Source organism: Streptomyces sp. NPDC000229 (genome assembly GCF_040300825.1).
GTDB lineage: Bacteria > Actinomycetota > Actinomycetes > Streptomycetales > Streptomycetaceae > Streptomyces.
The window spans coordinates 1-13,223 of sequence record NZ_JBEPEL010000025.1; the positions used below are offsets into that span (position 1 = coordinate 1).

The 13,223-nt window shown below is 73.3% G+C and carries 6 protein-coding genes; 3 read left to right on the plus strand and 3 right to left on the minus strand.

Annotated features, from left to right (window positions below):
* Positions 1-28 precede the first annotated feature (28 nt).
* The 3 genes from ABT360_RS15220 to ABT360_RS15230 form a co-directional block, all read right to left on the minus strand.
* A complete protein-coding gene (locus tag ABT360_RS15220) occupies positions 29-2,827 on the minus strand; it encodes an ATP-dependent helicase (RefSeq protein ID WP_444852244.1) in 2,799 nt (932 codons plus the stop codon).
* 44 nt (positions 2,828-2,871) lie between these two features.
* Entirely contained in the window at positions 2,872-6,393 is a 3,522-nt protein-coding gene (locus ABT360_RS15225) for a UvrD-helicase domain-containing protein (RefSeq protein WP_444852245.1), read from the minus strand.
* A gap of 149 nt (positions 6,394-6,542) precedes the next feature.
* The gene (locus ABT360_RS15230) at positions 6,543-6,989 is read right to left on the minus strand and encodes an MGMT family protein (protein WP_351815268.1); all 447 of its coding nucleotides are present in this window, start codon (positions 6,987-6,989) and stop codon (positions 6,543-6,545) included.
* Between the two features lie 179 nt (positions 6,990-7,168).
* Here ABT360_RS15230 and ABT360_RS15235 point away from each other — a divergent pair, with 179 nt between their 5' ends.
* From ABT360_RS15235 to ABT360_RS15245, 3 genes are all read left to right on the plus strand, one after another.
* Positions 7,169-9,811, plus strand: a complete 2,643-nt coding sequence (locus ABT360_RS15235) for a lysylphosphatidylglycerol synthase transmembrane domain-containing protein (protein ID WP_351815271.1) — start codon at positions 7,169-7,171, stop codon at positions 9,809-9,811.
* A 135-nt stretch (positions 9,812-9,946) separates the two neighbouring features.
* A complete protein-coding gene (locus tag ABT360_RS15240; RefSeq protein WP_351815273.1) occupies positions 9,947-11,563 on the plus strand; it encodes an alpha/beta hydrolase in 1,617 nt (538 codons plus the stop codon).
* Between the two features lie 55 nt (positions 11,564-11,618).
* Positions 11,619-13,163: an alpha/beta hydrolase gene (locus tag ABT360_RS15245; RefSeq protein ID WP_444852246.1), complete on the plus strand. Its 1,545-nt coding sequence runs from the start codon at positions 11,619-11,621 to the stop codon at positions 13,161-13,163.
* The last annotated feature ends 60 nt before the right edge of the window (positions 13,164-13,223 follow it).

Sequence of the window (13,223 nt, forward strand, 5' to 3'; positions counted from 1 at the left end):
GATTAACACACTTAAGCCACAACGAAGTTCACCGCGTGGGCGTTATAGCGCCGGGGCGGGGGGCGGGGAGGTGCGGGTGCGGGGCGGTGGGGGTGGCGGTGGTCGCCGCCCGGTCGGCGGGTGCGGGGCCGCCGGGCAGCTCGGTCGCCCAGTCGTCCCACTCCGCGAGGTCGTCGGGCCACGGCTCGTCGGGCCACGGCTCGTCGGGGTCGGGGTGTCCGGGCACGTCCGCGTCCGGGTGGTCCGATTCCGGGTGGCCGAGGGCATGGTGACCGAGGCCCTGGTGGTCGGGGCCCGGGAGGTCCGGCTCGGGGAAGGCGGCGAGGGCGGGCTCCGGATCGGAGTCCAGGTACTCCATGACCTTGTCGGCGGCGGCGCGGCGGTGCGCCAGTGAGGTGGGGTCCAGGGGGAGCGGCCAGGCGTGATCGGCCGTGGACTCCTGGAGCACGGGGTTCTCGGCGTCGTCGTCCGGTTCGTCCGCCCAGGCCTCGATCTCGCCGAAGCCCGCCGCGCAGTGGTCGTGGAGCGCGTGCAGGAACGGCGACGGGCCCCGGGGCCGCTTCTGGGAGGGGCCCCACCAGTGGGCGGAGCCCAGGAGGAGGGTGCGGGGGCGGGTGAAGGTCACGTACCCGAGGCGGAGTTCCTCGGTGTGCTGGTGGTCCTTCATGGCGTCCTTGAAGGACTTGAGGGACCGGGCGTCCCAGTCCTCGATCGCCGGGAGGGTCGGGGCGTCACCTCGCAGGGCGTGCGGCAGGACCTGGGGCTGGGCGGTCCAGGACTCGCGGGACCTGGTGCTGGGGAACTGGGAGGTGACCAGGCCAGGGACGGCGACCACGTCCCACTCCAGGCCCTTGGACTTGTGGGCGGTGAGGACCTTGACGGTGTTCTCGCCGCCCGGCAGGGCGTTGTCCAGGCCCTTCTCGTACTGCGCGGCCGTGCGGAGGAAGCCCAGGAACGCCAGCAAGGTCGCCTCGCCGTCCAGGGAGGCGAAGCCGGCCGCTATGTCGAGGAAGTTCGAGAGGGTCTCGCGGCGGCGGGCCGCCAGCGCGTGCGGGGAGGCGGACAGCTCGACCTCCAGGCCGGTGGTGGCCAGGATCCGGTGGAGGACGTCCATCAGGGGGTCGGCCAGGGAGCGGCGCAGGTCGCGCAGCTCGGTGGCGAGGCGGGCGAACCTCACCCGCGCCTCGGCGGAGAACGGCAGGCCGTCGTCCTCACCGGCCGGTTCGAGGAAGGTGTCCAGGGCGTCGGCGAGCGACACCACCTCGGCCGGGTCCACGCCCTCGACCGCCGCCGCCAGCCGCTCGTCCGGGTCCGCGTCGCCGTCGTCCCGGGAGCGGTGGACGAGCAGCCGGGCCCGGCGGCCCAGCAGCGCCAGGTCACGGGCGCCGATCCGCCAGCGCGGACCGGTGAGCAGCCGCACGAGGGAGGCATTGGCGCCCGGATCCTGGAGGACCTCGCAGACCGCGACCAGGTCGGCGACCTCCGGCAGGTGCAGCAGCCCGGACAGGCCCACGACCTCGACCGGGACGTCCCGCGCGACCAGGGCGGCCTGGATCTCGGGGAAGTCGGTCGCCGTACGGCACAGGACGGCGATGTCCCCCGGTTCCTTGCCCGTCCGTACGAGATGGGCGACGGAGTCAGCGAGCCAGGCGATCTCCTCCGCCTGGGTGGGCAGGAGGGCGATCCGGACCGTGCCGTCGCGCTCCGCACCGGGCGCCGGGCGCAGCGCCTCCACGCCCTCGTGCATGGCGCGCAGGGGCTCGGCGAGCCCGTTGGCGAGGTCCAGGAGGCGGCCGCCACTGCGGCGGTTCTCGCTGAGCGAGAAGCGGGTGGCGGGCGTGCCGTCCGCGTAGGGGAAGTGCTCGGGGAAGTCGTCCAGGTTGGCGACGGACGCGCCGCGCCAGCCGTAGATCGCCTGGCAGGGGTCGCCCACGGCCGTGACCGGGTGCCCGGTGCCCCCGCCGAAGAGCCCGGACAGCAGGAGCCGCTGGGCGACGGACGTGTCCTGGTACTCGTCCAGGAGCACGACCCGGAACTCGTCGCGGAGGATCGCGCCGACCTCGGGACGGGTGAGCGCCAGCTCCGCGGAGAGGGCGATCTGGTCGCCGAAGTCGAGCAGGTCGCGCTCCCGCTTGGCCGCGCGGTAGCGGATGACGAGATCGGTGAGCTGGCGGCGGGCGGCGGCGGCCTCGGGGACCTTGCGCAGGTCGGCGTTGGTGAGGCGGGCGTCGTGAAGGGCGGTGAGCAGCTCGGTGTCGTGCCGGAGGAGGTCGGTGGGGCGTACGAGGTGTTCGGCGAGCTCCGCGTCGAGGGCGAGGAGGTCGCTGACGAGGGTGGGGAACGACTTGGTCAGGGCGGGGTACGGCCCGGGCGCCTCGCGCAGCACACGCGCGGCGAGCTGGTAGCGGGTGGCGTCGGCGAGGAGGCGGGCGGTGGGCTCCAGACCGATGCGGAGGCCGTGGTCGGTCAGCAGCTGGCCGGCGAAGGCGTGGTACGTGGAGATGCGCGGCTCGCCCGGCGGATCGTCCGGGTCGATGACGTCGGGGTCGGTCACTCCTGCGCGCACGAGTGCCTTACGGACGCGCTCGGCGAGCTCGCCGGCCGCCTTGTTGGTGAACGTCAGCCCCAGGACCTGCTCGGGCGCGACCTGCCCCGTGCCGACCAGCCAGACCACCCGGGCTGCCATCACCGTCGTCTTGCCGGAGCCGGCTCCGGCAACGATGACCTGCGGGGCGGGCGGCGCGGTGATGCAGGCCGTCTGCTCCGGGGTGAACGGGATGCCGAGGAGCTCCTTGAGCTGCTCGGGGTCGGTCAGGCGAGTGGTCACGGTCAACGAGGCTAACCGGCCCCACTGACAGTCCTCACTCGTGCTCATTCCACGATGTGGCGGCCCTCGGGCCGGGCGCTGCACGAGGCGCGGAACGCGCAGTGGTCGCAGTGCTTGCCGGTGGACGGGGTGAAACGTTCGTCCAGTACGCGTCCGGCGGCGGTCGCGAGCAGGTCGCCGACCCACTCACCACTGAGGGGCTCCTGGGCCTGCACCTTGGGCAGCAGCTCGCCACCCTCCTTCTTGGGCGCGGCCTGGCGCAGCTGTACGAGTTCGGCGCCGCCGGGCTCGGGGCGGCGGCCGTCGAAGACCTCGTCGACGGCGCCCTCGCGGACGGCGAGCTGGTAGACGGCGAGCTGGGGGTGGTGGGCGACCTCGTCCTTGGTGGGGGCCGATTTGCCGGTCTTGAAGTCGACGACGTAGGCCCGGCCGTGCTCGTCGGCCTCGACCCGGTCCATGGAGCCCCGGATCCGAACCTCGTACTCCCCCGCCTCCAGCGTGACGTCGAAGTCGTGCTCGGTGGCGGCGGGGGTGCGGCCGCCGCGGTCCATGACGTGCCAGCGCAGGAACCTTTCCAGCGCCACGCGCGCGTGCTCCTTCTCCTGGGCGGACTTCCAGGGGGCGTCGAAGGCGAGCGCGTCCCAGACGGAGTCGAGGCGCTCCATGAGGACGGCGAGGTCGGCGGGGGTACGGCCGGAGGCGACCTCGTCGGCGAGGACGTGGACGACGTTGCCGAAGCCCTGGGCGGCGGTGGCGGGGGCGTCCGCCTTGACCTCCCGGCCCAGGAACCATTGCAAGGCGCAGGTGTTCGCGAGCTGGTCCAAGGCGCTGCCGGAGAGCGCGACGGGGCGGTCGCGGTCGCGGAGGGGGGCGGTCGCGTGGGTCGGCTCGTACAGGCCCCACCAGCGGTAGGGGTGGGCGGCGGGGACGAGCGGCTGCCCCTCGTCGTCGGTGAGCGCGGCGAGCCGGGCGAGGCGCCGGGCGGCGGCGTCGCGCAGTGCGGGGGTCGCGTCGGGGTCGACGGTGGTGGCGCGCAGTTCGGCGACGAGCGCGGCCACGGCGAGGGGGCGGCGGGGGCGGCCGGTGACGTCCTTCGGCTCGACGCCCAGCTCGGTGAGGAAGCGGGAGGGCTGGTCGCCGTCGTCGGCGGGCGCCTTGACGGCCGTGACGACGAGCCGGTCGCGGGCGCGGGTGGCGGCGACGTAGAAGAGCCGGCGCTCCTCGGCGAGGAGGGCGCCGGGGGTGAGCGGCTCCGCGATGCCGTCGCGGCCGATGCGGTCGGCCTCCAGGAGGGAGCCGCGGCGGCGCAGGTCGGGCCAGAGGCCTTCTTGCACGCCGGCCACGACGACCAGGCCCCATTCGAGGCCCTTGGAGCGGTGGGCGGTCATCAGGCGGACGGCGTCGGGGCGTACGGGCCGCTTGGAGAGGGTGTCGGCGGCGATGTCCTGGGCGTCGAGCTCCTCGAGGAAGTTCAGCGCGCCGCGGCCGCCGGTGCGTTCCTCGGCACGGGCGGCCGTGTCGAAGAGGGCGCACACGGCGTCGAGGTCCCGGTCGGCGTTGCGGCCGGCGGCGCCGCCCCGGAGCGCGGCGCGCTGGAGGCGGGCGGGCCAGGGGGTGCCGTTCCACAGGAGCCAGAGGGCCTCCTCGGCGGTGCCGCCGCCTCCGAGCAGCTCGCGCGTGCGGCGCAGCAGGTCGCCGAGCCGCTGGGCGCCGCGGGCGTAGGCCGGGTCGTGCGCCACGAGCCGCTCGGGCTCGGCGAGGGCGCGGGCGAGCAGGACGTCGGACGGCGGCGGGACCTTGTTGCCCCCCGCCCGCTCCTCGTCCCGCAGGGCCCGCCCGAGGCGGCGCAGATCGGCGGCGTCCATGCCGCCGAGCGGCGAGGTGAGCAGGCTGATCGCCGTCTCGGTGTCGAGCCACACCCGGGTCTCCACCGGAGCGTCGTCGCCCCGCTCCCCCGGAACTGCCCCGGACGTCTCCGCCCCGGCGCCCCGCTCCCCCGGCTCGGCGCCCGGCTCGTCCGCCCCGGCGCCCGGCAGTTCCGGCTCGCCGGGCGCAATCGCCGATTCACCGGACGCCCCGACCTGCTCCACGGACGCACCCGCCGGTTCACCGGACGCCCCGACCTGCTCCACGGACGCACCCGCCCGCTCCTCGGGCGGCGCCGAGGGGTCCCCGGGCGCGGGCGGCGCGAGGCCTTCCGGGGTCGCCGCTGCCCGCAAGGCGGTCAGCAGCGGCGCCACCGCCGGTTCGTGGCGCAGCGGGACGTCGTTGCCGTCGACCTCGACCGGCACGCCCGCGGAGGTCAGGGCGCGGCGCAGGGTGGGAATGGTGCGGCCACCGGCGCGGACCAGGACCGCCATGTCGCTCCACGGGACGCCGTCCTCCAGGTGGGCGCGCCGCAGGATGTCCGCGATGTTGTCGACCTCCGTGGAGGGGGTCGGAAAGGTGTACGCCTCGACCCGGCCGCCGCCCCGCACCGCCGCCAGGTCCCGGTGCGCCCGGGCCTTTTCGGCGGGCAGGCGCGGCAGCGGCATCCGGGTGGTCAGCAGGCGGGTGGCGGACAGCAGGGCGGCGCCCGAGCGGCGCGAGGTGGTGAGGACGGCGACCGGCGCGGCGGTGCCGTCGGCGCGGCGGAACGTGTCGGGGAAGTCCAGGATCCCGTTGACGTCCGCGCCCCGGAACGCGTAGATCGACTGGTCCGGGTCGCCGAAGGCGTACAGCGTCCGCCCGCCGCCCGCGAGCGCCCGCAGCAGCCGGACCTGGGCCGGGTCGGTGTCCTGGTACTCGTCGACGAACACGGCGTCGTAGTCGGGCAGCGTCGCCGAACCGGCCAGCAGCACCGCCCGGTGGACCAGCTCCGCGTAGTCGAGCACACCCTGCATGTCGAGCACGTCCAGGTACTCGGCGAGGAACTCGGCCGCCGCCGACCAGTCCCGCCGCCCGGTGCGCGCCGCGAAGTCCGCCAGGGCGCGCGGGCCCAGGCCCAGCTCGCGGGAGCGGGCGAGCACGGCACGTACCTCGTCGGCGAAGCCGCGCGTGGTCAGGCAGGCCCGCAGCTCGTCGGGCCAGTGGATACGGGCCAGTCCCTCCCGTTCCAGGTCGAGCTGGCCCGCCAGCAGCTCGCGTACGGCCAGGTCCTGCTCGGGGCCGGACAGCAGGCGCAGCGGCTCCGAGAAGAGATCCGCGTCCTGGTGGGCGCGGATGAGGGCGTAACAGAAGGAGTGGAAGGTGGTGGCCTGGGGGGCGCGCACCCCGCCGATCCGCGCCGCCATCCGGTCGCGCAGTTCCACGGCCGCCTTGCGGCTGAAGGTGAGGACCAGGATCCGGTCCGGGTCGGTGCCCTGGGCGATCCGGGCGGCGACCGCCTCCACCAGCGTCGTCGTCTTGCCGGTGCCCGGTCCGGCGAGGACCAGGAGCGGCCCGCCGGGATGGTCAACCACAGCGCGCTGCGATGCGTCCAGGAGAGGGGGGCTCACGGGAGCCGGCGGGGTACGCACCAGTCGGTACGCGCCCGGGGTCCGCCCACGAGATGGCGTACGCCCGGTGGTAATCGAGGAGGAGCTCACGTGGATCGCCGGTCCTGGTGGGTGTGCTGGTGCTGAGGATGCTGGGTGGGTGCGGTGAGCACGCTGTGCGGGACGACGTTACGCGTACTCCGTACGGTCGTGCCCACGATGCCCACTCTGTCCACCGCACGGCCGCATGGCCGAAGCTGTCACCTGTGAGCCATCACACTCGCGCCGCCGCCGGAACCACCTCCGCCGCCGGACCCGTCACCCCCGTCCCAGCGCGCCCGCCGCATGTCGAGCCGAGGCAGGTGCCCCTCGGCGTGGCGCGTGGCCGCGCGCAGCGGGGTGCCCTCCTCACGGTAGTGGTCGAGGGCCCGCAGCTCGTGGCCCGGCAGGAGCTGCCCGTCGGCCCGTACCACCCGCCACCACGGCACCGCCCCGCCGTAGAGCGCCATGACGCGCCCGACCTGGCGCGGGCCGCCCACCCGTCGCCCACCACCACCCTTGCCCGAGAGCGCTTCGCGCTCCTCCTCCTGTGCGAGCCATTCGGCGACGTCCCCGTACGTCATCACCCGGCCGGCCGGGATCAGCTCGGCGACTTCCAGCACCCGTTCCGCGTACTCCGGAAGCTCCTCAGCACTCACCCGGTCCATCCTGCACCACACCACCGACAACGCGGGCAACGCACCCTGCTGGCCCCCTGCGCGGCCCGGTCATGCCACCATCTTCCGGGCGGTGACCGGTGATACGAGATCAACAAGACACAGACGCGGCGAAGGGGCAGGATGTGCGGCCTCCCGAGGTGGCGACCACTTCGGGGCCTCCTGAGACGATGGAGAAGAATCAGACGAAGGAGACGGTGTGCGTGAACGCGGAGAGGCACATCGACCGCGTCTCCGGTGACGAGCCGCTTCTCGCCGCCCGCGTGCACCGGCCGTCCGACCTGCTGCGCCTGCTCGTCGGCATCCTCGCCATCGGCGTCGTCATCGCCATCGCCGCCTTCGCCCACGCCACCACCACCGGCCTGGAAGAGGACATCAGCAAGGGCACCGGCCAGGCCCCCGACGTCTTCGTCAAGGTCGCCGGGCTCGTCTCCAGCATCGCCGTCCTGCTCGTCCCGGTCGCCTTCGCGATCGAACGGCTGATCAAGCGGGACGGGCTGCGCATCGCGGACGGCGTCCTCGCCGCCGTACTGGCGCACGGCGTCACCCTCGCCACCGACCTGTGGGTCGCCAGGGCGGCACCCAGCACGATCCAGGAGGCGCTGACCCAGCCCCAGGCGGGCGGCGGCCTGACCGACCCCGTCCATGGATACCTCGCCCCCGTCATCGCCTATATGACGGCCGTGGGAATGGCTCGCAGGCCCCGCTGGCGGGTGTCGCTGTGGGTGGTGCTGCTGCTCGACGCCTTCGCGATGCTCGTCGCCGACTACACCACTCCGTTCTCGATCATCCTGACCATCCTGATCGGCTGGACCGTCGCATACGGCACGCTGTACGCGGTCGGCTCCCCGAACGTCCGGCCGACCGGCCAGACCCTCCTCGCGGGCCTGCGACACGTCGGCTTCCGCCCGGTCACGGCGATGCGTGCCGAGGACGTCTCCGACTCCGCCGAGCAGGGCGACCGCGGCCGCCGCTACCTGGTCACGCTGGAGGAGGGTCCGCCGCTCGACGTCACCGTCGTCGACCGCGAACAGCAGGCCCAGGGCTTCTTCTACCGGGTCTGGCGCCGGCTGACGCTGCGCGGCATCACCACCCGCCGCTCCCTGCAGTCCCTGCGCCAGGCGCTGGAGCAGGAGGCACTGCTCGCGTACGCGGCGATCGCCGCCGGCGCCAACGCGCCGAAGCTGATCGCCACCGCCGAGCTGGGCCCGGACGCCGTGATGCTGGTGTACGAGCACCTCGGCGGCCGTTCGCTGGACGCGCTGGACGACAAGGAGATCACCGACGAGGTCGTGCGGGGCGCCTGGCAGCAGGTGAAGTCCCTCCAGTCGCGGCGTATCGCGCACCGCAGGCTGACCGGCGACGCGCTTCTGGTGGATCGTTCCGGCAAAGTGATCATCACAGATCTCCGGGGCGGGGAGATCGCCGCCGGGGACCTCGTCCTGCGGATGGACATCGCACAGCTGCTGACCACGCTGGGGCTCCGGGTGGGCGCGCAGCGCGCGGTGGCGGCCGCCGTCGACGCGCTGGGCCCCGACAGGGTCGCCGACTGTCTGCCGCTGCTCCAGCCGATCGCGCTGAGCCGCTCGACCCGCGCGACGCTGCGCAGACTCGCGCGGGAACGCGCGCAGCGGGAGCGGGAGGCGGCTCTGGCCGCGTCCGAGGCGGCCAAGCGGGCGCGGCTGGAGGATCACGCCGAGAAGACCGAGGAGGAGAAGAGGGCCGGCCGCAAGGCTGTCCGCGCGGAGAAGCAGGCCGAGAAGCGGGCGCTGGACGAGGCGATGGACGAGGTCCGCGAGGAGGACCTGCTGGCCCAGATCCGGCAGCAGGTGCTGTTGATCAGGCCCCAGGCGCCGGTGGAACCCGCCCGGCTGGAGCGGATCAGGCCGCGCACGCTCATCAGCATCATCGCCGGCGCGATCGCCGTGTACTTCCTGATCTCCCAGATCTCCAAGGCCTCGCTGTCCGTCTCCACGTTCGCCGGGGCGGACTGGGCCTGGGTCATGCTGGCGCTGCTCTTCTCCGCCCTCAGTTATGTGGCGGCCGCCATGAGCCTGCTGGGCTTCGTTCCCGAGCGGGTGCCCTTCGGGCGCACGGTGATCGCCCAGGTGGCGGGGTCGTTCGTCAAGATCGTCGCTCCGGCGGCGGTCGGCGGCGTGGCGCTCAACACCCGGTTCCTCCAGCGCTCCGGAGTCCGGCCCGGGCTGGCGGTGGCCAGTGTCGGCGCCTCGCAGCTGTTCGGCCTCGGCGCGCACATCCTGCTGCTGCTCTCCTTCGGCTATCTGACGGGTACGGAGAAGACCCAGGACTTCACCCCCTCCAGGACCGTGATCGCGGGGCTGCTGACGGCCGCGGTGCTGGTCCTGGTCGTCACGGCGATCCCCGCCCTGCGCAAGTTCGTCTCGACCCGGCTGCGGTCGCTGTTCGCCGGCGTGGTGCCGCGCATGCTGGACGTACTCCAGCGGCCGGGGAAGCTGATCACCGGCATCGGCGGCATGCTGCTGCTGACGGGTGCGTTCGTGCTCTGCCTGGACGCGTCGGTCCGGGCCTTCTCCGACGGCGAGCAGCCGCTGAGCTACGCGAGCCTCGCCGTGGTGTTCCTCGCGGGCAACGCCCTGGGGTCGGCGGCGCCCACGCCCGGAGGCGTAGGGGCGGTGGAGGGCGCGCTGACCTTCGGTCTGGTGGCCGTGGGCGGTCTGCCCGCGGAGGTCGCGGCGCCGGCGGTGCTGCTCTACCGCCTGATGACGCTGTGGTTGCCGGTGCTGCCTGGCTGGTTCTCGTTCAACTTCCTGACGCGCAAGGGCGCCCTCTAGCGCCCGTCCGAAGGATTCGGGCCTCCGGTGCACGTCCACGGATACCGGCTCCGGCGTGCCTCCACGGGCTCCGGCCGGCCACCCGCATGGACCTCGTCACGGGCGCCGGACGGGAGCCCGGCGCACGATGGATCCATGACCACCCGAGCCGCCCGGACCGCCGCCACCCGCACCCCACGGCGTGCCGCCGCCCGGCCCGCCACCCGGTCCGCCGCCGTGCTCGCCGCCGCGACCGCCACCGCCCTGATGGTCGCCGGCTGCTCGGACAGCGGTGACACGGGCGGCCGGGACCCGGACCGGCCCAAGGAACTGGCCACCCAGAAGCTGACCTGGGACGCGTGCCCGGGCCCGGCCCTCCAGGAGGGCACCGGCACCGCCCCGTCCCCGCTCCCCGGCGGCACCAAGTGGGAATGCTCCTTCATGCAGGCCCCCCTCGACTACGCGGATCCCGACGGCGACACGATCGAGCTGGCGCTCATCCGGGCCAAGGCGTCCGACCCGGCGAAACGAATCGGCTCCCTCTTCTTCAACTTCGGCGGCCCCGGCGGCTCCGGCATCACCGGCCTGCCCTCCTTCGCCAAGAGCTACGAGTCCCTGCGCACCCGTTACGACCTGGTCAGCTTCGACCCGCGCGGAGTCGGCCGCAGCGAGGGCGTGGAGTGCCAGGACGACCGGGAGCTGGACGCGTTCTACGCGCTCGACTCCTCGCCCGACGACGCCGGTGAGGAGAAGACCTACCAGGAGGCGTTGAAGAAGTTCGCCGACGCCTGCGAGGAGAACTCCGGCGACGTGCTCCCGCACGTCGGCACCGTCAACGCCGCCCGCGACATGGACCTGATGCGCCAGGTGCTCGGCGACGCCAAGCTGCACTACTTCGGCATCTCCTACGGCACCGAACTGGGCGGCGTGTACGCCCACCTGTTCCCCCAGAACATCGGCCGTGCCGTCTTCGACGCGGTCGTCGACCCGACCAACAACCCGGAGCAGGGCGCACTCAGCCAGGCGAAGGGCTTCCAGCTCGCCCTGAACAATTTCGCCGAGGACTGTGTCGAGCGCGGCGACGCCTGCAAGCTGCCCGGCTCCGACGCCAAGGAGATCGAGGGCTTCATCACCGACCTGCTCGCCAGGCTCGACAAGAAGCCCGTCCCCGGCCTCGGTGACCGGAAGCTCACCCAGTCCCAGGCCGCCAACGGCATCCTCCAGGCCTTGTACTCCAAGGAGTACTGGTCCTACCTGGAGCAGGGCCTCGACGAGGCGGACGGCGGCGACGGGGCCCTGCTCCTCGCCCTGTCGGACTCCATGAACGGCCGCGACCAGGACGGCACCTACAGCAACCTCCAGGCGGCCAACGCCGCCATCAACTGCGTCGACGCCAAGGCGCGGTTCTCCGTGCAGCAGGCGAAGGAGAAACTCCCCGAGTTCCGCAAGGCGTCCCCCGTGTTCGGCCAGTTCCTCGGCTGGGGTCTGATCGGCTGCTCCCATTGGCCCGTGCCCGGCGGGTGGGAACACCCCGACGTCAGCGCCCCGGGCTCGGCACCCATCCTGGTCGTCGGCAACACCGGTGACCCGGCCACACCGTACGCGGGGGCCAGGGCGATGGCGGCGGCTCTGGGCAAGGGCGTCGGAGTGGAGCTGACGTACCGGGGCGAGGGACACGGCGCGTACAACATCGGCGACGCGTGTGTGAAACGGACGGTGGACGCGTACCTGCTGGACGGCAAGGTTCCGAAGTCGGGGACCGTCTGCCCGTAGCGCTGTCGGTGGCCCGGCCTAGGATGGCTGTTCGATACAGGAGCTGGGGGGGCGTATGTCCATGCGGGTACGGGCCGGAGGCCTGACGGTCGTGGCAGGGCTGGTGGCCGGCCTGGTCACCGGCTGCGACAGCGGCGGCGACACGGGCAGCGGTACGGGGGGCAGCGGCACCTCCGCGGGCGTCGCGATGACCTCACTGCCCCCCGCGCTCACCGGCCAGAAGCCCGACTGGCGCGGCTGCGAGGCGCCCGCGGGGGGCGAGAAGCCCGGGCCGCAGTGGCGCTGTGCGAGCGTGAAGGTGCCCCTCGACTACGCGAAGCCGGACGGCGAGACCATCTCCATCGCGCTGATCCGCAAGGAGGCCCGCTACAAGGACCGCCGGATCGGCTCCCTGCTGTTCAACTTCGGCGGCCCGGGCGCCTCCGGGGTGACCGCCATGCCGCACGCGAGCGAGCAGTTCGAGGAGTTGGCCGCCCGCTACGACCTCGTCGGGTTCGACCCGCGCGGTGTCGAGCGGAGCTCCGGGGTGGTGTGCCGCGACAGCAAGGAGCAGGCCGCCTCCCTGGCGAGGATCGACCTGACGCCGGACACACCGGCCGAAGAGGCCGCGTTCCTGAAGGACGGTGCCGACTTCGGCGCCGGCTGCGCGAAGCGGTCCGGCAAGGTCATCCCCCATGTCACCACGAGCAACACCGCACGGGACCTGGAGCTCGTGCGGCATGTGCTGGGGGACAAGAAGCTCAACTACATGGGCTTCTCCTACGGCACGCAATTGGGCGGGACGTACGCCCACCTGTTCCCGCGCAACGTCGGACGGACCGTCCTGGACGCGGTCGTCGACCCGACCGCGGACACGACCGGCCACGCCCGCAACCAGGCCATCGGCTTCCAGCGGGCGCTGGACAACTACTTCGCGTCCACCGGCGAAGGAGCGACGGCGGGCAACGCGCGCGTGACCGCGTTGCTGAAGCGGCTCGACCGCGAGCCGCTGTCCACCGTCGACGGCCGCAAGCTCACGCAGAGCCTCGCCCTCACCGGCATCGCCCAGACCCTGTACTCGAAAGAGATGTGGCCGGACCTCACCGAGGGCCTCAAGGAGGCCGAGTCGGGCGGGGGCGACGCCCTGCTGCACCTCGCCGACATGTACAACGACCGGGGAGCGGACGGCACCTACGGCACACAGGCCCACTCGCAGCGCGCCATCTCGTGCGCCGACAGCAGCAGCCGGCCGACGGCCGCCGAGGCCAGGGCGCTGCTGCCGGAGTTCCGGAGGATATCGCCGGTCTTCGCCGAGTTCATGGCCTGGGACACGGCCGGCTGGTGCGCGAACTGGCCGGTGAAGGGCGAGAGCGCCACTCCGGAGGCGAGTGCCGCGGGTTCGGGTCCCATCCTGGTCGTGGGTACCACGGGCGATTCCGCGACACCGTACGAGGGCGCCAAGAAGATGGCGGACGAGCTCGGTGCGGGCGTGGGCGTCCTCCTCACGTACAAGGGCGAGGGGCACGGCGCGTACGGCAGCGGCAATGCGTGCGTGCGGGACACGGTGAACGGCTACCTGCTGGACGGCAAGGTCCCGGCGAACGGCAAGACCTGCTCCTGAGCGCACCCGGAAAGCATGAGGGGCCGGACCCGTGCCAGGTCCGGCCCCTCGTCGCGAGCG

Excerpts from the sequence above, each read along its gene's own strand:
- ABT360_RS15245 (WP_444852246.1), top strand. The coding sequence starts at position 11,619 with ATGTCCATGCGGGTACGGGCCGGAGGCCTGACGGTCGTGGCAGGGCTG.
- ABT360_RS15230 (WP_351815268.1), bottom strand. The coding sequence starts at position 6,989 with ATGGACCGGGTGAGTGCTGAGGAGCTTCCGGAGTACGCGGAACGGGTG.
- ABT360_RS15240 (WP_351815273.1), top strand. The coding sequence starts at position 9,947 with ATGACCACCCGAGCCGCCCGGACCGCCGCCACCCGCACCCCACGGCGT.
- ABT360_RS15235 (WP_351815271.1), top strand. The coding sequence starts at position 7,169 with ATGGAGAAGAATCAGACGAAGGAGACGGTGTGCGTGAACGCGGAGAGG.